Source organism: Aminobacterium sp. UBA4834 (assembly GCF_002400205.1).
Classification (GTDB): domain Bacteria; phylum Synergistota; class Synergistia; order Synergistales; family Aminobacteriaceae; genus Aminobacterium; species Aminobacterium mobile.
This window is the reverse complement of the sequence record NZ_DHFC01000010.1, coordinates 1-23,539: the sequence shown is the minus strand read 5'-3', so window position 1 is coordinate 23,539 and position 23,539 is coordinate 1. Positions and strand designations below refer to the sequence as shown.

The 23,539-nt window shown below is 37.6% G+C and carries 20 protein-coding genes and 1 pseudogene; 4 read left to right on the top strand and 17 right to left on the bottom strand.

All coding sequences use genetic code 11. The features are described 5' to 3' along the window. The first annotated feature begins 5 nt into the window (after positions 1 to 5). From B3L97_RS04090 to asnB, 4 genes are all read left to right on the top strand, one after another. Positions 6 to 1,436 carry an MBOAT family O-acyltransferase gene (locus B3L97_RS04090; RefSeq protein ID WP_286934270.1) on the top strand — a complete coding sequence of 477 codons (1,431 nt, stop codon included), beginning with the start codon at positions 6 to 8 and terminating at the stop codon, positions 1,434 to 1,436. A 9-nt stretch (positions 1,437 to 1,445) separates the two neighbouring features. After that, complete coding sequence (locus B3L97_RS04085) at positions 1,446 to 2,606, top strand: hypothetical protein (protein WP_286934269.1); 1,161 nt, start codon at positions 1,446 to 1,448, stop codon at positions 2,604 to 2,606. A gap of 113 nt (positions 2,607 to 2,719) precedes the next feature. Further along, positions 2,720 to 4,174, top strand: a complete 1,455-nt coding sequence (locus tag B3L97_RS04080; protein WP_286934267.1) for an oligosaccharide flippase family protein — start codon at positions 2,720 to 2,722, stop codon at positions 4,172 to 4,174. A gap of 237 nt (positions 4,175 to 4,411) precedes the next feature. After that, positions 4,412 to 6,361: an asparagine synthase (glutamine-hydrolyzing) gene (asnB, locus tag B3L97_RS04075; RefSeq protein WP_286934266.1), complete on the top strand. Its 1,950-nt coding sequence runs from the start codon at positions 4,412 to 4,414 to the stop codon at positions 6,359 to 6,361. A gap of 164 nt (positions 6,362 to 6,525) precedes the next feature. Here the strand turns inward: asnB and B3L97_RS04070 are convergent, their stop codons facing one another. The 17 genes and pseudogenes from B3L97_RS04070 to B3L97_RS03990 all read right to left on the bottom strand — a co-directional run. Continuing rightward, complete coding sequence (locus B3L97_RS04070) at positions 6,526 to 7,803, bottom strand: O-antigen polymerase (RefSeq protein WP_286934265.1); 1,278 nt, start codon at positions 7,801 to 7,803, stop codon at positions 6,526 to 6,528. A gap of 33 nt (positions 7,804 to 7,836) precedes the next feature. Then, a complete protein-coding gene (locus B3L97_RS04065; protein WP_286934263.1) occupies positions 7,837 to 8,835 on the bottom strand; it encodes a Gfo/Idh/MocA family protein in 999 nt (332 codons plus the stop codon). A 16-nt stretch (positions 8,836 to 8,851) separates the two neighbouring features. After that, positions 8,852 to 10,174 (bottom strand): nucleotide sugar dehydrogenase, encoded by a 1,323-nt coding sequence (locus B3L97_RS04060; RefSeq protein ID WP_286934261.1) that lies wholly within the window; start codon positions 10,172 to 10,174, stop codon positions 8,852 to 8,854. Between the two features lie 19 nt (positions 10,175 to 10,193). Then, the gene (locus tag B3L97_RS04055; RefSeq protein ID WP_286934259.1) at positions 10,194 to 10,976 is read right to left on the bottom strand and encodes an SDR family NAD(P)-dependent oxidoreductase; all 783 of its coding nucleotides are present in this window, start codon (positions 10,974 to 10,976) and stop codon (positions 10,194 to 10,196) included. Next, positions 10,960 to 11,181: an acyl carrier protein gene (locus B3L97_RS04050; protein WP_286934257.1), complete on the bottom strand. Its 222-nt coding sequence runs from the start codon at positions 11,179 to 11,181 to the stop codon at positions 10,960 to 10,962. Before B3L97_RS04050 ends, B3L97_RS04055 begins: the two co-directional genes overlap by 17 nt. 6 nt (positions 11,182 to 11,187) lie before the next feature. Next, positions 11,188 to 12,201: a 3-oxoacyl-ACP synthase III family protein gene (locus B3L97_RS04045; protein ID WP_286934255.1), complete on the bottom strand. Its 1,014-nt coding sequence runs from the start codon at positions 12,199 to 12,201 to the stop codon at positions 11,188 to 11,190. A 62-nt stretch (positions 12,202 to 12,263) separates the two neighbouring features. Next, entirely contained in the window at positions 12,264 to 13,133 is an 870-nt protein-coding gene (locus tag B3L97_RS04040; protein ID WP_286934253.1) for an LpxD N-terminal domain-containing protein, read from the bottom strand. Continuing rightward, positions 13,124 to 14,287 carry a glycosyltransferase family 4 protein gene (locus B3L97_RS04035; protein ID WP_286934250.1) on the bottom strand — a complete coding sequence of 388 codons (1,164 nt, stop codon included), beginning with the start codon at positions 14,285 to 14,287 and terminating at the stop codon, positions 13,124 to 13,126. The genes B3L97_RS04040 and B3L97_RS04035 overlap by 10 nt, the downstream gene beginning before the upstream one ends. Positions 14,288 to 14,298: 11 nt before the next feature. After that, complete coding sequence (gene wecB / locus B3L97_RS04030; protein ID WP_286934248.1) at positions 14,299 to 15,387, bottom strand: non-hydrolyzing UDP-N-acetylglucosamine 2-epimerase; 1,089 nt, start codon at positions 15,385 to 15,387, stop codon at positions 14,299 to 14,301. Positions 15,388 to 15,411: 24 nt separating this feature from the next. Then, positions 15,412 to 16,008: a sugar transferase gene (locus tag B3L97_RS04025; protein ID WP_286934246.1), complete on the bottom strand. Its 597-nt coding sequence runs from the start codon at positions 16,006 to 16,008 to the stop codon at positions 15,412 to 15,414. After that, positions 16,005 to 17,165 carry a DegT/DnrJ/EryC1/StrS family aminotransferase gene (locus tag B3L97_RS04020; protein WP_286934244.1) on the bottom strand — a complete coding sequence of 387 codons (1,161 nt, stop codon included), beginning with the start codon at positions 17,163 to 17,165 and terminating at the stop codon, positions 16,005 to 16,007. Before B3L97_RS04020 ends, B3L97_RS04025 begins: the two co-directional genes overlap by 4 nt. A gap of 5 nt (positions 17,166 to 17,170) precedes the next feature. Further along, the gene (locus B3L97_RS04015) at positions 17,171 to 18,397 is read right to left on the bottom strand and encodes a glycosyltransferase family 4 protein (protein WP_286934242.1); all 1,227 of its coding nucleotides are present in this window, start codon (positions 18,395 to 18,397) and stop codon (positions 17,171 to 17,173) included. Beyond that, positions 18,378 to 19,001: a GNAT family N-acetyltransferase gene (locus B3L97_RS04010; protein WP_286934240.1), complete on the bottom strand. Its 624-nt coding sequence runs from the start codon at positions 18,999 to 19,001 to the stop codon at positions 18,378 to 18,380. Before B3L97_RS04010 ends, B3L97_RS04015 begins: the two co-directional genes overlap by 20 nt. A gap of 25 nt (positions 19,002 to 19,026) precedes the next feature. Then, complete coding sequence (locus B3L97_RS04005; RefSeq protein ID WP_286934238.1) at positions 19,027 to 20,862, bottom strand: polysaccharide biosynthesis protein; 1,836 nt, start codon at positions 20,860 to 20,862, stop codon at positions 19,027 to 19,029. Between the two features lie 6 nt (positions 20,863 to 20,868). Next, positions 20,869 to 21,894 carry an SDR family oxidoreductase gene (locus tag B3L97_RS04000; protein WP_286934237.1) on the bottom strand — a complete coding sequence of 342 codons (1,026 nt, stop codon included), beginning with the start codon at positions 21,892 to 21,894 and terminating at the stop codon, positions 20,869 to 20,871. 109 nt (positions 21,895 to 22,003) lie between these two features. After that, positions 22,004 to 23,008 carry a Wzz/FepE/Etk N-terminal domain-containing protein gene (locus B3L97_RS03995; RefSeq protein ID WP_286934235.1) on the bottom strand — a complete coding sequence of 335 codons (1,005 nt, stop codon included), beginning with the start codon at positions 23,006 to 23,008 and terminating at the stop codon, positions 22,004 to 22,006. A 276-nt stretch (positions 23,009 to 23,284) separates the two neighbouring features. Further along, positions 23,285 to 23,539: pseudogene (locus B3L97_RS03990) on the bottom strand (ornithine cyclodeaminase); the annotation flags it as partial.

Genomic DNA, 23,539 nt, shown 5'->3' with positions numbered 1-23,539 from the left:
TAATAATGCTATTTAATTCCTATAGTTTTATATTTCTGTTTGTTCCAGTTGTATGGCTAGGTTTTAGGCTGTTTTCATCATATAGGCTTTTATCAGTGGCTTTGGTGTGGTTAACAATTTCCTCTTTTTGTTTCTATGCCTATTGGAATCCCCCTTTCGTTTTCTTGTTGCTTTTTTCTATAATATTTAATTTCGGGATAGGAAAAGCCCTCAATAGGGAAAATGTATATAGACAGTACTTTTTATTCTTTGGAGTAGCTGTAAACCTTTTATGGATTGCGTACTTTAAATACGGAAATTTCTTAATGAGTAATGTATATGCTCTAGCTCACTCTCATTGGGTGAATAGAGATATATTCCTTCCATTAGGTATCTCTTTTTTCACTTTTCAACAGATAGCTTTTTTAATAGAAATATATAAAGGGGAGATCACAAATCCTTCTCTATTGAACTATTCATTATTCGTCTCTTTCTTCCCGCAGCTGATAGCGGGCCCTATAGTTCGATACACTGAGATAGTTCCTTATTTTTATCAAAAAAGAACATTTGTAGTGGACTATAAAAATATTGCACTTGGTCTCTTCCTTTTTTCGATAGGTTTAGCTAAGAAGGTTGTAATAGCAGATTCCTTATCGCCTTGGGTTGCCGAAGTTTTTGATAAGACAGGGCCATTACATTTCTGGTCTGCATGGAGTGGTGCTCTTGCCTATACTTTTCAGATATATTTCGATTTTAGTGGTTACTCAGACATGGCCCTAGGTTTGGGGAATTTATTTAATATTAGTCTTCCCATAAACTTTAATTCTCCATATAAAGCTCTTTCTATTACAGATTTTTGGAGACGTTGGCATATTACTCTATCGAGTTTCTTGAGAGACTATCTTTATATACCTCTCGGAGGAAATAGAAAGGGAAAATTAAGCCAGTATAAAAATTTGCTAGTGACGATGACTCTTGGAGGGTTATGGCATGGTGCTTCATGGACGTTCGTCTTTTGGGGGTTTTACCATGGCTTGTTACTTTTAGGGCATAAAGTTTTGTCAGCTTTTTTGAAAAGACATAATTTAAGCAAAAACCCTAGATTTTTGAAATGGGTTGCAACGTTTTTCCCCGTTACTTTGGGATGGGTCTTTTTTAGATCTCATTCTCTTGCACAAACTTACACCATAATAAAAGCGATGGTAGGTTTTCAAGGGATTCCTTCTTTAAATGTATCGTTATTGCGAGGGATGCATTTTCCGGAATTGGTGCTTTGTCTCTTTATCTGTTTGTTTATGCCTCAATCTTGGGAAATGATTTCTTTCCACGGAACAAGTGGTAATACGGGGCGACGTTCTTTATCAAAAATGAAAATTGCTATAGCGGCGTTTGTTTTTTTGCTTGCAGTGATACTCATAGGCACGAAACCAACAGAATTCCTTTATTTCCAATTTTGAGGTTTTATGATGAAAAATAGACAATTAGTTTTGCTTTGGCTTTTTATTGTAGGAGTTGGGATTTCTATCTTTTGGGGAACTCTTATCGTTGTCGATCCTTTAGGTATTTGGCATTTTCCTATAATAAAAGGATTCAATAACTATAAAGTATCTCAGCCAGCTCATTTAGATTTTTTTAAACCGTACGAATATCGTCTAATAAAACCAGATGTAGTTTTTCTAGGCTCGTCTCGGGTTTACGTAGGTTTATGTCCTGATGATTATCCTGATAAAAGCGTGAAAGTTTATAACATGGGTATGAGTTCCCTATCTATACGAGATGCTTATCAATATCTTAACTTTATGATAAAGGTTCATAAGCCTCAAAAGGTGTATTTGGGGCTAGATTTTTTTCAGTTTGATTCTCATAATTTCAATGATTCTCGACAGGGTTTCTCTCAAGTACGTTTGAATAAAATTGCTAGTAATTGGCTTTCATATATGATGTTTAAAATGCAAGAGACGGCGGGGCTTCGCGGGATGATAAAGCCTACTATATTGAAAAGCCAAGAAGATGCAGATACTATTTTATTCAATAAAGGGTGGGATGTTAAGAGAGGTAGTGCATTAGGAACGAATGAAGATGCTTACATACATACATTAATAAGTTTTTTTAAAACATATCAGCAGGTTTCTTTATGCGACGAAAGTTTTACATGTTTAGAAAAAATTATTAAGATAGCTCGTGCAGAAGAAATTGATCTTGTACTATTTTTTAACCCTATTTCGGCCGATCTTTTGTCGCTTATCTGGGTGACAGAGCAATATGATAATTTTAAGAGTGTAAAAAAACGTGTTGCGGAAATGGCAGATTATTACGATTTTGCTTTTATAAACAATCTTACTAAAGATAGGGGTTTATTCTATGATGCATCCCATTACAGAGATATAATAGGCAAATTTATTATTTCTAAATTATTACAAAAAAAGCCAACATTATTTTCTCTTCTTTTAACAAAAGAAAGATGTTCTACTTTTTTATCTGCAACAGAGCATAGCTTATGTTCTTATGTATATTCGGAGTCTCTTCTCCTCTATAAAATAAAAGGTTTGATAAAAGAGAAAAACGTTGAAGAAGCAAGGCGCTTGGCGCGGGAATATTTTCGAGAAAAGGAAATATTCCCAAAATAATATTAAGTTAAAAATTTAGGAAGTTTTGAAGCAAAGAGATCATGGGCGCTCTGGGAGTGACCTATGTTAATTTTTAATGGTGCATGTTTATGAATAGAGTTGGAGATTTGAAAATGATAATAAGTTTTTTTAGAAAGTTTCTTGAATTATTAAAAAATAAGTTTGAATCAGGATCAGCAGCTAAAAGTGTTTTTCTTTTAGCTGGAGGTACAATCATTAGTCAAGCTATTTATGTTCTTGTAACCCCTATTTTATCCCGGCTTTATTCCCCAGCAGATTTCGGTGTCCTTGCAATATATATGGCGTTGTTGAGCATTCTAGGCGCATTTACTAGCTTATCGTATCATTTAGCTATTCCATTACCTAAAGAAGATGTATCAGCCATAAACATCCTCGCTTTAAGTTGTTTGGTGCATGTTGGAGTAGTGTGTTCCTTAGCTCTCTTTATCTATTTTAAGGCAAGTATTTTTTTAGTTAAATGGGGATGGGGGGCAATAACACCGTACCTGTGGCTTTTCCCTTTAGGCGTGTTTTTCATGGGGCTTTATAGAATAATGACTTATTTTGCTCTTCGTTTTAAAGCTTATCCAGCCATTGCACGAACAAAAGTAACTCAAAAAATTTTTGGAGCGATGACGAGTATTTTTATGGGGGTTATGGGGCTTACTCCTTCTGGCCTTTTATGGGGGCATATTGTTGGTTTAACCTTCGGTATTCCGACTCTTTTTCGCAATACGATAAATCAATCCTCCTTAAAGAACATAAGTAAAAATAATATGGTTTATGTTGCTAAGGAATACATAAGCTTCCCCCTTTATCGAACATGGGGGACAATGCTCGATTGTTTAAGTGTTCAAATAACCCCCCTCCTCCTATCTTCGTTTTTTTCTCCAAGTGTAACTGGATGGTTTGCTATGAGTATGAGAGTTCTCCAGTTGCCTGCGAGTTTTTTAGGTCAATCTATAGGGCAAGTTTATTATCAACGAGCAGTTGTTGCACAAAGAGAAAATCAACTAGCGGAGATGACTTTGCAGGTTTTTAAAACGCTTCTTACGTTTGGAACCTTCCCTATTTTATCTTTAGGATTTATTGCTCCAGTTCTTTTTCCTTTGCTTTTAGGAAGAGAGTGGGAGATCGCTGGTTATTACACTTTATTTCTGGCGCCTTACTTGTGGATGCAATTTGTATCATCCCCTATCTCTTCTGCTTTTTTGATATTGAATAGACAAAGATTTTTGACGATATTTCAGGGCTTTATGCTTCTTGCGAGCATTTTTTCCTTGTGGATTGGGAGTCTATTTAAAAGTACATACACTCCCATTATTATTTATAGCGCTTGCAATGTCATAGTATACTTTTTATACCTCTTAATAATTATGAACTTAATAGGGGAAAAATTAAATAAGTATGTAGGACAAATTATAAGAGAGCTTTTTGCTGTGGCCTTACTTGTTGTTCCGATGGCTACGCTTTATTTTTTCTCGAAGTCAGCTTTCCTTAGAGTTAGCGCTTGGTGTTTTTCGTGTATGCTTTATGCTATTTGGGTTCTTTGGAATAAACTAAGATGAGGAGACGACATAAATAAAGTTATTGTGTTCTAGTGTAAATTAGCAGGGAATATATGATTATTCAATCAGACTATAAACGAAGAAGAAATAAAACAAGTAAAAGAGCAAGTATTGTTTAGCTTAAATAATTAATATGAATTTTGAGATATATTTGGCGAATTATTCAAAAATTAAGATTCGCATAAAAAGGCTAATTGATTGTGAGATTTTATTCAAGCCTAAGAGGAGAGTGTCAATATGTGCGGCATTTCAGGTATTTTGAGTATGGGTAATAAACTAAATGTTAAAAAATTAAAAAATATGACAGATATAATAAAACATAGAGGACCGGATGATGAAGGTTTTTATTTATGTGGAAGAAATTACCAAAATTTTGCTTTTGGGGAGGACTCTTGTGAAGATGTAAAAAAGCTTGCTTTTCCCCCGTTAGAAAAGCTTTATGAAAACGATTATTTTCTTGGATTAGGACATAGGAGACTGAGTGTCATAGATATCTCTGCTAAAAGCCACCAACCAATGACTTATTTAAACTGCGTAATAACATATAATGGCGAAATCTACAATTATGTAGAACTTAGAGATGAGTTGCAGAGATTAGGTTACGAGTTTGAAACAAGTGGAGATACAGAGGTAATAATAAAAGCGTATGATCATTGGGGAGAAGATTGTGTAACGCATTTTAATGGCATGTGGGCATTTGCCATATGGGATAGTAAAAATCAAAAAATATTTTGCTCTAGAGATAGGTTTGGGGAAAAACCATTTTATTTTTACTTTGATAACAATAATTTTATTTTTGGATCAGAAATAAAACAGTTATTAGCATATGGAATTAAACCTAGGGTAAACGAAAAAATATTATTTGCTTTTCTTTTCTATGGTTTTCATGATTTTTCAGAGGAAACCTTTTTTGAAGACATATATGTTTTGAAAGGAGGGCAAAATATCTCTTTGAACGTATCGTTAAATGATAATGCTTATAACTTTAAAAAATATAAATATTGGGCACTGAACAATGAAATATGTAACGAGTATAGAAGTTTTCGAGATGAAAGTGATGATTTAGGAAAGCTTCTAGAAAATAGTATCAAGATGAGACTTAGAAGCGATGTAGAGGTTGGGAGCTGTCTCAGCGGAGGACTCGATTCATCTAGCATTGTTACTTTAGCATGTAGACAACTGCTGAAGGAAGACGAAAATTACGATCTTAAAAAGTTTAAAACGTTTACATCTTGTTATGATTATGCTAAAGAAATAGATGAAAGATTTTTCAGCGATTTAGTTGTCAAGAATTCAGAATGTAGCAATTTAAAAGTCAAACCTCATGCAGACAAGATCAAAAGAGATTTTGAATCTTTAGTATGGCATCAAGACGAACCTTTTGCAAGCCTTAGTGTGTTTGCAGGTTGGTGTGTAATGGAAGCAGCTAAGGAAAGCGGAGTGAAGGTTCTACTGGATGGACAAGGAGGGGACGAAACCCTTTTAGGCTATGAGAGATTTTACGCATATGCATTAAAGGAAAAAATTAAAGATTTCAAAATTTTAGAAGCGATTAGAGCGTTTATTTTAGCTAATAAAAACTCGAGACTAAGCTGCAAGAGCCTTGCAGAATATTTGCTTTATTTCAATAACTTAAATGTTAGGAGAAAAATATTAAAAGTAAAAAAAGTAGATTTTATAGATATAAATTTTGTTTCAAAATTTATAAATGAAAATATAGTGGATAATTTATTGGGATTCAAGACAACGATGGAAGCTCAAAATGGCGAATTATTCAGCTTCATTTCGCATTTATTAAGATATGAAGATAGGAATTCGATGGCACATTCAATAGAAACGCGGGTTCCATTTTTAGATCATGAATTTGTTCAAAAAGCGGCAAGCTTGCCCACGAATTATAAATTACGGAATGGTTGGACAAAAGCTCCTTTGAGAAAGTATATGGAAGATAAAATGCCTCAAAATGTAGTATACAGAAAAAATAAATTAGGATTTAGTGTTCCTCAAGAAAAATGGCTCAACGAACTAAATGGTTATTTCCAGGAGAATCTATTGGACAATCCTAAGAGTAGAAAATATTTTAATATGGAACAGATACAAGATATTTTTAAAAATAAATCTAATGACGAAATGAGATTTAAGTTTGTTATGGTAGAAATGTGGATGAGGATTTTTAATGTGGATTAAAAAATTAACATTAATTCAATAAGTAAAATTGCTATGAGGTGTTTTTTCGTCTCTGAATGGTAGTGTATAGAATTTTATTTATGACGACGAAAGCCATCCCAAGAACACGAATAAAAAACAAGGGACTAAATTTTCTGTATCTACATCATTGACGTAGATACAACTTAAGTCGATTTCGCAATGTTTGTCTTTATTAGCCAAAGTAAAAAAATTCCAAGAGCTAGACCATGGGTAAGAAGACCTGTAGTTAAGTCAGAACTAGTGAACACGGAAAATATTGGAATAGCTATTAATGACGAGCCGACCCAGAATGGATAGGTCTTAGTAGAATTATTTACAATCCTTAAAATAAAACCTATTAACACTGAGTATACTATTATGCCTAAATAACTTAGTTGAGCGTATCCTGCCCCTAAAAAACCTGTATTTGCCCACGATTCAGGATTATGGCCTATAAATTCACTTATTAGCAAGGGAACAGGAATATCATATGGGTAGTGAATTAATCTCTTTATAAAAACACTGTTAGAAAAGTATATTAAAGGGTTATTTTGAAAGAATAAATAGTACTTGAAATTTAAAAAAGCAGGTACAAAAAGAGCTCTTCTTACGATAAGACTTAAAGGCCATATATTATTAAAAAGCAAGAATATGTTTAAAGAGCACCCAATCCCTGTCAAATAGAAAAACGGAAAGAGAACGGGTAGTTGCTTTTTAGAGCTTATGTATCGTATTAATAAAATAAGAATTGGGGAAAATAATACAGATTTATGGGCAGAGATAGCAAAGAAGAAAACTTGCAATAAGAGAGAAATAATAATAAAAATCTTCTTATTTTTATATAGCGCCCACGTAAGAAGAAACATGTTAAAAACTTTAAAAACCCAATTATTGAGATATGCAAAAAAACCCTGAGCAACTGTCTGAGCGGAAGCTCTGCGAAATTCATAGACTTTTGATAGATTTAAATTAAAAAAATGTAATCCTTCTTTTGCAATAATATGGATTGTTACAAGAACGACAAAAAAGGCGGAAATGCAAAGTGCAATTTTATACCCCTTATGTAACGATTTAGAAATAACCAATTGAAAGGGTATTTTTACACATAACCAAACAATGAAGAAAGAAATAATACATATCATCATATACCTGTGGGTAGCAAATGAAAAAGCATAGATCGTGAGCATGGGCATAAGTGGACATAAAACTAGTAGGTGTAAAAAAAAGTCGGATGGAGTTTTGATTTTTACAGGGATACTTATAGAGAGTAAAAATACGTAAATATATGAAAAAATGATAGCTTCATTAGTTTTACATAAAGTAAATCCCATATATCCCCACATCGGAACTATATATGAGCAATATATAAAGTCTAATGATCCTTTTATAAGAAAATATAAAAGAATCATTAGAAGGCGGGTTTTTTTTATGGTAATTCTCATTTTAATTTTCTCTCTTAATCCGCATATTTCTGTTTAAATACCCTCATAAGCTGCTTCAATAATCTCCACAGTTTTTCGTGCCTCACGCCCTGTAACTATGGGATCTGCTTTGCTGTCGAGAACATCTATAACGTGTCCATAGTAATCAAGGTGTCCAGAACCATAGACACTCTTGGGGTTAGTGTTAACGACATTAATAGCTTCGTCCATAGGATCGCTATCGGCAAACTGCCATGTTTCTACCTTATTCATGGCGACACCACCAATGCGTACCGTTCCCTTTTCGCCCAGTATAGTAAGGCTCCCTTCGAGGTTTTTGGGGTAGGTGAGAGTGGTGACGTTAATAGAGCCGAGAGCGCCACTTCTGAATTTAATGTTGACTACAATAGTATCTTCGGCTTCAATACGCCGTGCAAGTGTAGAGCTGAAGGCACTAACGTCTTCTACAGCTCCTCCCATCCATTGAACCATATCTACATAATGAGCGGCTTGATTTGAAAGGCATCCACCATCGAATTCCCATGTCCCTCGCCATTTAGCTTGGTCATAGTATTCTTGGGGGCGGGTCCAAAATACATTAGATGAGATCATGTAAAGCTGACCAAATCGGCCAGCTTCAAGGGCTTTTCGTAGAAGCTGAATGGTTTTATTGAATCGATTTTGCTTTATAACAAGATAGAGTACCTGTGCAGCGTCACAAGCGTCTATTGCGGCATCTACTGATTCAAGAGATGTTCCAGCTGGTTTTTCACTTATGGAATGTTTACCAGCCTGAGCTGCCATTATAACGTGGTCTGGGTGGAGGCCAGATGGAGTGCATATGGAAACCGCATCAAATTTACCATCATTAAGCATGTGTGAATAGCTATAATAGGGTGTACACCCTATCTGAGAAGCTACAGAATCAGCCTTTTCTTGAACAATATCACAACAGGCAACGAACTCCGCTTTCCCTTCTTCTTTTAATGTCGATAAAGCTTCTATGTGGTTTTTACTGATTCGGCCACAGCCGAGCAGGGCAAATTTATACATAATGGATAACTCCTTTTTATAAAATATGCAAAGTTTCTAATGCTTCTGGTTTTATATTAAGAATCTGACTCAAAATATTCTTAGTATCGAAAATTAATTGAGCGTTTTCAGCAATAAGCCGGTAGTCAACATTGTCTTTATGGGCAGTTGTAATGATGACAGCATCCGCTTTTTGTACAACTTCTTTTGTAAGTGGCGTAGAAAGTATCTTTTTACCCTTCCACGCCACAGAAGGGCAACAAGGGTCGTAATATGTAACAATGGCTCCCTTTTGTTCAAGAAGCTTCCATATTTTTAAGGCTGGAGACTCTCGCAAATCATCAATATCTCCCTTGTAGGCCACGCCGCAAAGAAGAATGGAACTTTTTTTAAGGGGTTTGGCTTGGTCGTTAAGAAGATTCATAAGCCGCTCAACTACATGTTCTGGCATGGAGTCGTTAATTTCTCCGGCTAATTCAATAAGCCTAGTATGGTAATCATAGGCTCTGGCTTTATACGTGAGGTAGAAAGGATCTATGGGAATACAATGTCCGCCAACACCGGGGCCGGGGTAGAAAGGCACAAAACCAAAGGGTTTTGTGGCAGCTGCATTAATAACTTCCCACACATTAATACCCATTCTGTTACAGACAAGGGCCATTTCGTTGGCGAGAGCACAGTTAACGATACGGAAAGTATTTTCAAGAATTTTCGTCATTTCTGCTTCTTTAGGGGAAGAAACGGCACATACAGGGGCATTAAGCACAGCTTCGTACAAAGCTTTTGCGTGCTCTGTACATAAGGGAGTACATCCGCCAACAACTTTAGGAGTGTTTTTAGTTTTATAAATATGATTCCCAGGGTCTACGCGTTCTGGAGAAAAAGCGAGGTAGAAATCTTTGCCAACTTTTAACCCTTTCTCTTCAAAAAGAGGCAAGAGGACTTCTTCTGTAGTACCTGGATAGGTAGTAGATTCCAAAACAATGAGCATTTCTTTATGTATATGGTCTGCTACAGATTGTGCAGAACTCACCACATATGAAAGGTCTGGTTGCTTGAACACATCTAAAGGAGTAGGAACGCAAATAGCGATAACGTCACATGTACCAATTTCTGCAAAGTCACTAGTAGCTTTCAGGTGACCTGAAGCGACTAACTCTTTAAGTTCTTGGGGGATAATGTCACCTATGTAGTTCTCTCCTTTGTTTACTTTCTCGACCTTCTCTGATTGAATATCGAAACCAGTGACGTGAAAACCGGCTTTTGCTTTTTCTACGGCTAATGGAAGGCCAACATAACCAAGGCCAATAACCCCAACAGAAGCTGTTTTTGATTGAATTTTTTGCAGTAAACTTTTCATCTTTTATTCGCCTCAAATATTAACAAGAATATCCACCATCAATAATTAAACTTGATCCCGTAACCCATCTACTTGCATCTGAAAGTAAGTAGATAGTAGCATACGCAATATCATCTGGAGTGCCAAGACCTAGCGGGTGCGGGGCTATCATATTTTGTTTAAATAACTCTTTTCCTAGCATTTCTCGAGTGTTTTCTAACATTGGAGTATTTACCCAACCTGGACATATGCAATTAAAACGTATTCCTATAGCTGCATATTCTAGTGCGAGGCAGCGAACTGAAGATGCAAGGGCTGCTTTTGAGCTAGCATATAATGTTAATCCCTTTTTCCCCTTTAGAGCTGTAATAGAAGAAATAGCAACTATACTTGTATTGTTTGTGTGATTCTTTTTTTTACAACAAATTCGAGATAAGAATAGGAAACCTCTGTAATTTACGTTAAAGATGTCGTTATAATCTTTTTCTGCCCGGAGTCGGTTTAATGGTTGAGTGATCGTTAAGCCAGCGCTATAAACCATCCCATTTAAAGGCCCCCATTCCTGAACAAGGCTATCGATCGTTTTTTCTATTTCATTTTCTTGAGAGAGCAAATCAAGGGAAATGATTCGATGATTACTCCCTTCAAGCAGGGAGAGTGTCTTTTCAAGCTTTTCTTTAGACCGTGCAAGAAGAGCTACTTGCCCTCCCATGCGACTAATCCATATAGCTGTAGCTTGTCCTATTCCTGAAGAGGCACCGGTTACGAGTATTTTTTTATTTTCGAGAGAAAAAGGATTTTTAAAGTTATTCATGCATTTCATTGACTATATCCTGAACTGTCTTGAATTCTTTCAATGTTTCGACAGGGATATTTCGTCCAAAAGATTTGCTGAACATACCAATCAAAGAAATTAAAGCGAGTGAATCCCATTCATCTAAAGAGTCAAGGGAGCGGGCAAGAATTAGATTTTTGGAGTCAGTTTCGATAGTTTCGGCAAGTAATGCTATTTTTTGTTCCAATGTCATATTTTATTACTCCTTCCATGTTAATATGGCAGATCCCCACGAATATCCAACACCGAATCCAGCTAGAAGAATTTTGGCTCCGTTGTGAAAAAGCTTTTTTCTCCGGGCATTTCCCAGAGCAATAGGAATTGTGCTAGATACAGTATTCCCATAATCTTTCATATCGATAATAAATTTTTCTTCAGGAATATTCAGCTTTATGCGGAGAGTCTCAAGCATAAACTTGTTAGCTTGGTGGAAAACAAAAAAGTCTATATCTTCCATTGCTAACGATGCTTTTGCTAAAACTCGTTCTATTGTAAGGGGTACGGTGTTTAATGTAAAAGTAAAAATCTCGGGTCCATTCATATAGATATTGTCGAGGGAACGGATATTTCCACTTTCATCAATTTGTTCTTTAGCTGTTTCAACGGAACAAGGCAGTGCATCTCCACCGGCTGGAACAATAAGATTCTTAGCGCCAGAGCCATCCGTTCCCCAATCGAAAGCGTCTAAAGTAGCGAACCCTTTGTTTACTGAAATAAGGGTAGCTGTTGCTCCATCGCCAAAAATAGTGCGGGTACTTTTATCTTGAGGATGAATATAACGGCAGTACTTTTCTGATGTGAGAAGCAGCACATTACAGGCTTGATTCGATTGAATTAAGGATGAGGCTAAAAGTAACCCATAAATATATCCAGAACATCCAAGATTAAAATCTAAGGCCCCTATCGTTTGGGGTAAACCCAATCTTTGTTGTACTAGACAAGCTGTTGTGGGCAAGAAATAGTCAGGGCTTTGCGTACAGAGAAGAAGGAAGTCAATGCCATTTTTAACAATATCTTGACTTGAATTAAAGAGAGTTTCAATTGCTTTTATAGCCATCTCTGATGTTTTTTCTTTGTTAGCAATGTGGCGTTTCTCTATACCTGTTTTGCGATAGATTTTATTTGCAGACCATGAATCATATTCCTTTTCTAGTTGTTCATTTGTTAAAATATTTTGGGGTAAATAATATGAAATTTGAGAAATACTAGGCATTCAAATCATCCTTATTTTTGTTTTTAAATTTTATTACTCGTTTACATATTGGAATGAGTTTTCTAGCGTTCAAGTATTCGCTTAAAATGGTCCATTGCGAAATTGCCTGATACTCTGCCTTTGTCTTCTACGTTCCTCACTACTACTGATCCTATCAATACTTGGGCATTATTTCCTAGAGTAACCCTGTTAGAAATGATAGCTCCAGGACCTATCCAGATATCGTTTCCTGTTGTTACAGAGCCAGATATAATGGCTCCCGCGGCTACTAGACAAGAGCATCCAATATGAACTCTATGAGCTATATGTACTAAGTTGTCTATTTTAGTATGATCACCGATGATGGTATCACGTCCCATCAGTCCTTTATCTATTGACACGTTAGACCCGATCTCTACATTTTCTCCTATAATGACTTTCCCGTCATGGTAAACTTTCTTTTTGTTTCCATTGATATCGTCATAACAATGGAAACCATGAGTTCCAATAACGGCTCCAGGCCCTATTATTGTGCCTTTTTTAATGGACACGCCATCTAATATGGTGGCGTGGGGATGTATAATTACTCCTGATCCTATAATTACGTTATAAGGGGAAACATAAGCTGAGGAAGCTACACTAGCATCGGGATCTATTTTAGTCACCTGACGTAGTATATTCAATTTATAAAATTCATTATGGATATCGAAAAAGACACTTTTAGGGTTCTCTGTAATAATTTTTTCTATTTCAATATCTATTCTTTGCGCATCTTCCAGGCTGACTAAAATAGCAACAATATTAGAATTTTGGGCTAATTTAGAGGTAAACTTAGGATTGGAAAGAAAACTTATAGTATTAGGACAAATAGCATCCATTAATCCAGTGTGCTCGATCCTATTTTTAAAAGAATTATATCCTGTATATTTAGTTATAAGTTTTTCTATCTCCATTTAGACCCCTCTTTTGCTATTCCCGTTATTCTTGCGCATTCCTTTTGAAGTAGTTTTTCGTAAAAAAGAATGAGTTTTCTACATTCATTATTCCAATTATACTTTGTTTCTATCGCTTTTAAACCATTTTCCCCCATTTTTTGAGCTTCTTCTGGATGATCGAGTATCCATTCCATTGCTTTTGCAATCTTTTCGGGATTGAGAGGATCAACAAGCAGCCCGCACTTAGCTTCTTCTATAATATGCCTCCATAAAGGAAAGTCTGAAGCTATTACAGGAATTCCTGCAGACATATATTCGAAAAATTTATTAGGTTGAGCTCCAATATGATTAGGTGCAGGATGAAAAACTACAAGTCCAGCTTTTGCTTTTCCCAGTATGTCTGCTATTTTATTTCTATTTACCAAGCCTTCATATTGTACTTTGTCCCATCCATGGTAGGACTTTATCTCTTTAAACAATTTTTCAGTGCTAATTTCCCCTGCAAGAATAAGGTTTACCTGCGAATTATCTATGTATTCTAAAGCTTTTACCATTTCTTTAATCCCACGGATTGCTGTTATTCCTCCAATGTAAGCAAAATATGGAGGGCGTTTGAAGTAGTTTTTTGAGTTTGATTCTAGAAACTCTTCACGAATAGGAAAGTTCTGCACCATGATAGTTTTATGATAAGGGAATCTATGTTTTTGTACGGGCGCAACGATTATGACACCATCAAAAATTTTTGTTCCTACCCATTCAATAACCTCTGTTATGGGGGCAATAATTTTTCGACTCCAAGTTGGTAACCATTCTTTGGTCAATATTTGTCTAGGAAGATCCTCATGCACGTCATATATGACCTTTTTCCCCATAAATTTAAGTACGAGTCCCATAAAGATAAGTTCTGGGTCATGAAAATGATAAAGGGAAGCTTTTAGTTTGAGAGCTTCTTTTAGGGCGTGCCATTGACCACGTATCAAACGAAGAAGACGGTTGTGTTCTTTAGGAATAAATTTTATATTCACAGGAATGCCTGTTAAAGACATAGGCGTTTCTGGCGCTATTAAAAATACTTCATAGCCTGTTTTGTTCAATGACTGACATTCTTTTATATATATTCGCGTATCATTTGCAGGATGTACAGTTGTAATGTGGCAAATTCTTTTTCCCATTAATTACGACCTCAGTTTTTCAAAGATGAAGTTATAGCTTTCACTATTAATTTTGAAGCTTCTCCCTTACCATAAAGGTTGTCTGGGTATGCAGCAGACTTATTCCCTAACGTCTGAGGCAAGACCTCTTTTGCCACATTTGCTGGTACAAGCTGATTCCAACCAGATTCTATAATTTCTTTCCAACCTGTATCGGGCATAATTACGGCTGCTTGTTTTTGGGCATAGTATGCTTCTTTTTGAAGTCCGCCACTATCAGTTACTACATTCACACATCCTTCAAGTAGGCCCATGAGTTCCAAATAACCAATAGGTTCAATAGTGTTCATAAAGTCAAGATATTGGGTAAGGTTAAATTCTTCTATGCGTTTTTGTGTTCTGGGGTGCATAGGGAATACAATCGTTAGCCCCATTGCTTTAGAGTAAGAATGTAGCCCTTCAAGAATAGAAACGAGATTTTCTTTATTATCTACGTTGAAATCTCTATGAAGAGTTACAAGTGTATATTGACCTTCATGAAGATGAAGACGTTGCAATATTTTATCTTTTAGAAAGTATGGTTTCATTCGAAGAAAAAGGTCATACATTATGTCCCCAGAAATAAAAACACCGTCTATGATGTTTTCTTTTTGAAGGTTTTGTCGAGAAAGTTCAGAACAACAAAAAAGAAGAGATGATAAATGGTCTGTCACAACACGATTAATTTCTTCCGGCATATCTTTAGGGCTCTGACGCATTCCAGCTTCAATATGAGCTACAGGAATTTTAAGTTTAGCAGCGGCTAAAGTTCCAGCTACAGTGGTGTTTGTGTCCCCATATACAATAACCATGTCTGGGTTTTCTCGAAGAAGAATGTCTTCAAATTTTTCAAGTACCAATGCAGTTTGTTTCCCATGACGAGAGGATCCAACCTCTAAGAAATACTGAGGAGTTGGAATATGCAGTTCTTCGAAAAAAAGATCCGACATATTGGCATCATAATGTTGGCCTGAATGAACCAGTATATGATTCCAAGCATTTGTTTTATGAACTTCAGATGCAATAACAGCTTCTTTTACGAACTGGGGACGCGCCCCAACGAGGGAAACGATTTTATTCATTCTAAATATGTCTCCTATTCTTTGCTAACGCAAAAGACTTGTTATAGTTTTTATAATAATCCTAAGATCTCCTTTTATTGACCTATTTTGTACATATTGAACGTAGTAATTAAGCTTGATTGGAAGTATTTGCTTAATATATGTTTCCTCTGGGTTCGTTGCTTCCTTAAGCAACGTGTTTTCATCTTTGAATTCAATTGAAGCTAGATCAGTAATGCCAGGTGGCGTAGAGAATACAACGTCTCGAATAGAAGCTGGATAAAATTCCACATACCGAGAAACTTCGGGACGAGGCCCCACAAGGCTCATTTCTCCTTTGAGTACATTAATAAGTTGGGGGAGTTCGTCAAGTTTATATTTCCGTAAAAATCTCCCCGAACGAGTAACTCGGCTGTCTTCTGCAGTTGTAAGTTGTAATCCTTTTTTCTCTGCGTCGGGAACCATTGTGCGAAATTTATAAACCCAGAATGGTCTCTCCTTGTAGCCCACTCTCTTTTGTTTGAAAAATATAGGCCCCTTAGAATCTAACTTGACCCAGATTGCAATACTCAACATAACTGGAGCTAATAAAATAAGCCCCGGAATTGTTAAAAGCAAGTCAAAAGTACGTTTGCTCTTCATGGTTTCAAAAGAGACCGAACTGTTTTGATCACCTTATCTACATCCTTATCCGTCATTTTCGTATAGATGGGCAGACTTACTGCGCCTTTATACGCTCTAGTTGCTATTGGATAGTCTTCTTCTCGTAATTGATATGTTTTTTGCCAATAGGGGTGCATGTGAAGAGGTATGAAGTGGACGCTACAGCCTATTCCTGCTTCAGACATCTTTTGGATGAACTCATTACGGGAAAGAGGGGCATTTTCTGTAAGTCTAAGAATAAACAGATGCCAAGCGTGATCTTCCTTTGTCTGAGGCATAACGGGAAGAGTAACAGGAAGATCCTTAAAAGCTTCAGCATAACGCTTTGCGATAGCAGTTCGTTTCTCTTTAAAAGCGTGGGCCTTTTTAAGCTGGTGGATACCTATAGAAGCGGCTATATCCGTCATATTGTATTTGAAGCCAGGGGCAACTATTTCATAGTACCAAGATGGTTTTTCAGAAGTATACCGGTCAAAGGCATCACGATCAATTCCATGAAGCCGCATTATACTGCAACGTTTTGCTATCTCAGGATTGGCGGTGACAACCATTCCCCCTTCTCCTGTAGTAATGGTTTTTGTAGCGTAGAAACTGAAAACTGTAACATCGGAACTGAGGGTTCCAATATATTTTTCACGATAATGTACAGGAAAGGCGTGAGCTGCGTCTTCAACAACTTTTAAATTATGTTTATGCGCTATGGAAAGGATAGAATCCATATCACAAGGCAAACCCGCAATATGAACAGGGATAATAGCTTTTGTACGAGATGTAATGGCATGCTCTACTCGTTTTACATCAATGTTCAAGGTTTTAGGGTCAACATCAACAAAAACAGGATGAGCCCCTAGGTAGCGTATTACTTCGGCTGTGGAAGTGAATGTATAAGTTGTTGTTATAACTTCATCTCCAGGCTTGATTCCAATAGCTTCCAAGGCTAAATGAAGCCCTGCCGTAGCCGAATTTACAGCTAAAGCTTGGATGTTATCACCTAAATAATGAGCGAACTCTTTTTCAAACTGTCGGGTTTTAGGTCCAGTTGTTAACCAGCCAGATTGCAATGAATCAACAACTTCATCTATTTCATCTTGTCCAATATCAGGTAGAGCGAAGGGTATAAAATCTTTATTTCCCATAGATATCACCTTTCTTCCATCGCTTGTAAAAAAGAAGTAGCCAATATGGGGTACGTATGACGTTGGAGTACATATTTTTTCCCTTTTTCTCCCATATCGTGTCGTTCTTCTGCCGTCATGTTATATATTTTTAGAATTCCTTTTGCAATAGCCTCAGGGTTTTCAGCTTCAACAGACAAGCCGCACCCGGCTTCCTTTACAGGGTCGTTTCCAGCTTCTATAGCGTTAAGTATAGGTTGTCCAGACATCATATAATCAAAAATCTTGTTTAAAGAGATGCCATATTGGCATAATTTGCTTCTCATGGCAGTCATAACTAAGCAGTCTAGGCTGCTTAACCATAAAGGAATATATATTTTAGGAATAGGAGGCAAAAAGAATATATTATTGGCTTTTAGTTCTTTTGCTTGTTTTATAAGGTTTCCTTTTTCGGGCCCTTGACCTACAAGTACAATTATAATTTTCTTGTCTTTAAGCATGGGAGCTGCGTTTACCAAATAATGTAAAGCATTAGCCAAACCATGACTTCCGGCATAACCTACAAGAAAAGAATCTTGATGTTCTTTTAAAAATGCATGGTGTTCTGACGGTAATTCAACGGCATTGTTCTTCCATTCGTCTATATTAATTCCATTAGGGACATGAACGAATTTTTTAGGGGCCATTCCGCGTGTTTCTAAATGGTGGTTTGCAAGGGGAAGAATAGAAACTATTTTGTCTGCATACTTGCATGCGTAATTCTCTCCACGCTGCATCATCCATATGAAAGGATGTAGAGACGACATATGTCCGATTTCCATTGGGGATAATGGCCATAAGTCATGAACCTCAAAAATAAGTTTAGCATCAAAACGTTTAGCTATATGATGTGCTGGGAAGATATCCAGAGGATACGTAGATGACGCTATAATGACATTAGGATGCTTGTTTTTTGTTATTTGAGGTAGATATTTGTAAAGTTTTGCTATAAAACATAGCATATTCTTGACTCTACCCAATCCGTTACCAATGTATGAAGGCGTTTTTAACCATATATAATGAATTCCGTCCATGTATTCCTCTTGTACTGGCGACGTGACGCAAGGTTGCTTAGAACGGAGATGTGAGAAAGAGGCTGCCACAATTGTAACGTCATGCCCAAGTTTTAACCACTCTTTTGCCATGTAATAAGGGCGGAACTCCATCCCCATTTCAGGAGAACCTGCGTAATGATTAATAAGTAAAATGTTCACTTTTAACTCCATTCTCTAATTTTTTTATAAGATAAAGGCTATGATCTATTTCTTTTTCTAATTGAAATCCCATTTTTTTGTAAAAACTAATGGCTCTTTTATTCGTATCTTTTACCGACAAACCATATTGGAATACTCCTTCTATTATATGTTGTTCAAATGTATCTATAAGAACAGAAGCTAAACCTGTTCCTTGCATATTTTCAGAAACAGCTATTGATAAAAGACGAATGGAAGCCGCAGAGGGAGTTGGGAGCCCCTTTTTATTTACGGGTCTATTCATCATTTGTTTTGCGCGGTATAAAGCATCAATATATATTGATGGTATGCATATGGTAGATAACAAACATTTAAAAAGATTTTTCTTGATAAAGTTTTTTTTAAATGTTTGTAGCTCTGTCGAGGTTCCTCCCATAACAAACCCAACCACATTGTTTTCTTGAAGTGCCACAAAAAACAAGGAGGTGTCTAAAAAAGACTCATAAAATCTCTCTATTATAAATATAGGATAATGCCCCAAAAAATGATCCCGAAATCGATCTTTATGAAGATATGCAATCCCCTCTATGTTATCAGCTATTGCTTTCTTAATAGCATAAAGCATAATAAAAACCTCCTCAAGAAAAGAGTCACTCTTTAAATTTGCAGCGCGGCACAATCTCTCCTAGAGTAGAAATAATCTTTTGTCTGTTGTAACTTGAAGCTGCCACAAATAAATGTGTAAGCTTACTTTCCATATCTTTCGGTAAATCATTGCTTTTTGCCTCAAATATCTTTTTATGGTGGGTTGCTGTTGTCCCTTCTTCTGCCGTAAGAAGTTCTTCGTAAAGCTTTTCACCGGGGCGGATGCCTGTATAGACAATTTCAATATCTTCGTCAGGCTCAAAGCCCGAAAGGCGAATAAGGTCTTTTGCCAGGTCCACTATTTTCACAGGTTCACCCATGTCAAGAACGAAAACCTGTCCATTTTTGTCCATGCCCCCTGCTTGGAGTACAAGCTGTGCCGCTTCCGGAATTGTCATGAAGTATCGTGTCATGTCAGGATGAGTAACAGTTACAGGGCCGCCTCTGCGAATTTGTTCTCTAAAGGTGGGGACCACGCTGCCTCGGGAGCCAAGTACGTTTCCAAAGCGTACAGAGATAAAATGTTGCCCCTCTTTAGCTTCTTGGGCGGCTTTCCGTACAACCATTTCTGCTACACGTTTAGAAGCTCCCATAATGGACGTAGGGTTTACCGCTTTGTCTGTCGATATGTTGACAAAATAGCGTGTATTCACACATAAGGCGCTTTTTACTAAATTCTGTGTTCCCCCCACATTGTTAAGAATAGCTTCGTCAGAGTTCGCTTCCATCATTGGTACATGTTTATGAGCTGCAGCGTGAAAAACTACGTCTGGCCTGTACTGTTCAAAAATATGTTCAATTTTAGGCTTGTTTCGTACGTCGGTTACTATAGTAACCGACGAAATGTCAGGGTACTGTTCTTGTATCTCTTGTTCTATGTGAAATAGGCTATTTTCACCGCGGCCAAGGAGAATAAGAAGCTTTGGAGAAAAGTGGCATACCTGCCGGCAAATTTCAGAGCCAATAGATCCTCCTGCACCTGTTACAAGTACCGTTTTGCCTGTAAGGTAGCCGGCAATAGAGTCGATGTCGAGCTTTATAGGTTCCCGTCGAAGAAGATCTTCCACTTCTACAGGGCGAAGCAGTGATATAGAAACTTTCCCGCTCAGAACTTCGTAAATACCTGGAATGATGCGGTATTGAACGTTTACTTTTTTCGCAAGTTCTATAATGCGGCGGACTGTAGCGCCTTCCGCTGATGGTATGGCTATAACAAGCTCTTCAATGCCGTGATGGCGAACCACATGAGGAAGGTCTTTAATGGCGCCAAATACGTCGAGGCCTAAAAAACGAGTATCTCGTTTCATGGGGTCATCATCAAGAAAACCTACAGGAACAAGGCCTGATTCAGGGTGGCGGAACATTTCTCGAACAATCATTGTTCCAGCTTCTCCAGCACCAATGACAAGGGTTCTTCTTTTATTAGCCCCAACTTTTTTGCCTACAGCTCTTTCGAACATTGTTCGACAGGCAAAACGGCTAGTCCCCATAAAAACAGCGTAAGCGAGGGCGTCGATAAGGGGGATGCTGCGAGGAATATTGTAAGCGCCGCCTACTAAGAAAGAAATAGAAGAAGCAACAAGAGCGAGGGTAACAGTAGCTTTAATAAGAACCATGGCATCGCGAGTGCCGACAGTACGCCATGATTGACGGTGAAGTTTAAAATAAAAGTTAATGGCTATTTTGATAAAGACGCTTAAATAAGTGTAGGTAAAAGCCCGTGGCGCATACTTCCCGAGGGGCAAACCTATACGGAGAGCGAAAGCGCTATAGGCGGCAAGGGCGCCAAGCATAATATCAATACATAGTTTTATAAGAAGCATACGTTTACTTTTAGACATAATAATCTAATCTCCCAATCGTGCAAACCATAATACTGTTCGCTCAAGCCCTTCGCCTATATCAACAATGGGCGCATAGCCAAGCTCCCGTTCAGAGAGGGTAAGAGAAGCGTAAGAATGACGAATATCTCCTGGGCGGCGGGGAAAATAGTTCGGCTCAGCGGTTGCGGGAATATGTGCTTTCCTAGAAACTATTTCATTAATAATGGCATAAAGCTCGTTAAGAGAGAGTCGATGCCCACATGCGACATTAAAAGATAATCCAAGAGCCTTTTTATTCTCCGTTGTGGCAGCGAGTAAATTAGCTTGAACGATATTATCAATATAGCAGAAGTCGCGAGTATTTTCTCCATCTCCATAGATACGAGCAGGTTGTTGAGTAAGGCGGGCTGTTATCCACGCAGGAATAACCGCGGCATAAGCGCCATGGGGATCTTGGCGCGGCCCGAAGACGTTAAAGTAGCGTAGCCCTACTGTGGGAACATTATAAAGGGTTGTGTAAAGAGCTGCATACTCTTCGTCCTGAAGTTTAGTGAGGCCGTAGGGAGAGAGGGGCGCAAGGGCCATTGTTTCGGTTTTAGGAAGGCCCGGTTTGTCGCCATATATGGCACTTGATGAAGCATACACGACCCTTGTTTTGTTCTGTCGGGCACCCTCTAATATATTTAGAAAGCCTGTGACGTTCACGTCATGGGTTGTAAGAGGCTGCTCTATTGAGGCGGGCACAGAAGCAAGGGCGGCCTGATGAAGAATCACGTCTGCTTCTTTACAGAGATGGGAACAGAGCTCGCGATCTCGAATGTCCCCGGAAAAGAAAGTGAAGTTCTCTCTTTGTTGAGGAGAGATCGCAGATTTTAGTTCCTCTATATTCTCTTGTTTCCCCGTGGAGAAGTTATCGAGCCCTACAACCCGTTGATTATATAGAAGCAGGGTTTGGGCCACATGAGAGCCTATAAAACCAGCAACGCCGGTGATAAGCCAGGTGCGGCGTTTTTTTTGTATCAGGTCGAGGCAATTTTTATATACGCTCATGAAGTACGGTTCCTTTCAAATATTTATGATGCCAGGTCTTGAAAGATGCGGTTACTAATTTTAAGACCTACTATTATTTATTTAAAAAGAGCAAACAATATATAAATTTTTACCTTTTAAATGTTAAAGATTTCCGTATGGCAGCTATCTTGTTGGCTCTTTCCGGATCCTTTTTCGCGTTATATATAAACTCCCGAATGAAAGCAATGAATACCCCCACAAAAAGGCCTAGCATCGCAGCGAGGGTTACTATGAGGGATCGCCTCGGCTTTATGGGCGAAGAAGGCACGATGGCCTCTTCAAGGGCCATTATAGATACGGGGCGCTTCAGTTCAGAAAGAGCAACTTTACGTTGTTGAAGCACGTGATACTGGTCTTCAAGAAGGGTAATTTCTCTAAGATGCCGAAGATATTCAAGGCCGCCATCTGGAAGCTCAAAAAGGGCAGCGGCATTTTGGGAACTTTCAGGTGAAGAAAGAGAATAGAACGGCGCGACTTCTTTTTTAGGTGACACTTTTTTAACGTATTGTGCTAAATTCTCTTCTTTTTCGGAAAGGCGCTTTTGCACGTCATTTATATCAAGAGTAATAGCATTCTCAAGACGAGAAACCTCGGAGTTTCTGTCTTCAATAAGGGTATCAAGGTTTGATTGGGCTGCGTTTACAGCGTAATGCACAGCTAGAGCGGCAAGATCAGGTGCATTGGCTGTAGCTGTAAGAGTAATGAGTTGAGTTTTATTATCAAAAGATGCCTGAAGAGCCACAGATGAGGTGTCTTCTTTTTGGGGTAAACTGGCTTTTGTCTTGTTTATTACACTGCCTGTTGAAAAAAGTTTGGTAATAAGCTCTGGTGTGAAAGTAGAGACAGTACGTATATATTCTGTTCCCTTCCCAATGGTTGTTTGCTCTGCTCGGGATAGGAATACAGTTGTTGACGCTTGGTATATAGGCTTCTTTGCAAAACTCGCAATAAGAGTTCCACAAATAAAAAGAATAGTGATGCCAATGATAAGGCCTTTATTTTTTACGAGCACAAGTAAAAGGTCGAGAAGATCGATCTCGTCGTCTTCAATGTCAGGTCGAGGGTATTGGGAATTGCTGTATTGTTCCTCCATTATTAAATGGTCCCCTTTCTTTTTTGCCAATTATTATTGATTTAATGAGGGTGGTTTGTGCTAGACGTTTCTTTAACCAGCGTTGGTTATTATAGCTGTTTCTATTAATATATTACATATTACATGAAAGGCAAAGAAAAAAGCTTCCTAAATAGAGGGGGAACAGTTTATATGTGTGTGGCTGTAACGTTACAAAAAGGCAGGGAAGGAGTGGATTTCCCTGCGACCCTTCTCTGCCTTCCCCGTGTTTTTACCTCGCCAATGGAAACTCTTTTGCTAAATCCAATATGGTTCTTCCCATAAAATTAATTTTTGGCCTTTGCCAGATTGTATAGCTCGATCGTAAATTTCTTTTGCTACAATGAGATCTTCAATTCCCATGCCAATAGGGTTGTAAAAAATAATTTCATCATCTTTTTCTCGTGCTGTTTTGGTGCCGTTGATTATTTCTCCAATGTTGCCATGGAATCTTTCTTTTGAAAGCTCTCCGGCTAATACCATTTTTGCTACAGTTTGAATGCCTCTGTGAAT

Coding starts and splice junctions, on each gene's coding strand:
- B3L97_RS04090 (WP_286934270.1), top strand. CDS start 6: ATGCTATTTAATTCCTATAGTTTTATATTTCTGTTTGTTCCAGTTGTA.
- B3L97_RS04085 (WP_286934269.1), top strand. CDS start 1,446: ATGAAAAATAGACAATTAGTTTTGCTTTGGCTTTTTATTGTAGGAGTT.
- B3L97_RS04080 (WP_286934267.1), top strand. CDS start 2,720: ATGATAATAAGTTTTTTTAGAAAGTTTCTTGAATTATTAAAAAATAAG.
- asnB (WP_286934266.1), top strand. CDS start 4,412: ATGTGCGGCATTTCAGGTATTTTGAGTATGGGTAATAAACTAAATGTT.
- B3L97_RS04070 (WP_286934265.1), bottom strand. CDS start 7,803: ATGAGAATTACCATAAAAAAAACCCGCCTTCTAATGATTCTTTTATAT.
- B3L97_RS04065 (WP_286934263.1), bottom strand. CDS start 8,835: ATGTATAAATTTGCCCTGCTCGGCTGTGGCCGAATCAGTAAAAACCAC.
- B3L97_RS04060 (WP_286934261.1), bottom strand. CDS start 10,174: ATGAAAAGTTTACTGCAAAAAATTCAATCAAAAACAGCTTCTGTTGGG.
- B3L97_RS04055 (WP_286934259.1), bottom strand. CDS start 10,976: ATGAAATGCATGAATAACTTTAAAAATCCTTTTTCTCTCGAAAATAAA.
- B3L97_RS04050 (WP_286934257.1), bottom strand. CDS start 11,181: ATGACATTGGAACAAAAAATAGCATTACTTGCCGAAACTATCGAAACT.
- B3L97_RS04045 (WP_286934255.1), bottom strand. CDS start 12,201: ATGCCTAGTATTTCTCAAATTTCATATTATTTACCCCAAAATATTTTA.
- B3L97_RS04040 (WP_286934253.1), bottom strand. CDS start 13,133: ATGGAGATAGAAAAACTTATAACTAAATATACAGGATATAATTCTTTT.
- B3L97_RS04035 (WP_286934250.1), bottom strand. CDS start 14,287: ATGGGAAAAAGAATTTGCCACATTACAACTGTACATCCTGCAAATGAT.
- wecB (WP_286934248.1), bottom strand. CDS start 15,387: ATGAATAAAATCGTTTCCCTCGTTGGGGCGCGTCCCCAGTTCGTAAAA.
- B3L97_RS04025 (WP_286934246.1), bottom strand. CDS start 16,008: ATGAAGAGCAAACGTACTTTTGACTTGCTTTTAACAATTCCGGGGCTT.
- B3L97_RS04020 (WP_286934244.1), bottom strand. CDS start 17,165: ATGGGAAATAAAGATTTTATACCCTTCGCTCTACCTGATATTGGACAA.
- B3L97_RS04010 (WP_286934240.1), bottom strand. CDS start 19,001: ATGCTTTATGCTATTAAGAAAGCAATAGCTGATAACATAGAGGGGATT.
- B3L97_RS04005 (WP_286934238.1), bottom strand. CDS start 20,862: ATGTCTAAAAGTAAACGTATGCTTCTTATAAAACTATGTATTGATATT.
- B3L97_RS04000 (WP_286934237.1), bottom strand. CDS start 21,894: ATGAGCGTATATAAAAATTGCCTCGACCTGATACAAAAAAAACGCCGC.
- B3L97_RS03995 (WP_286934235.1), bottom strand. CDS start 23,008: ATGGAGGAACAATACAGCAATTCCCAATACCCTCGACCTGACATTGAA.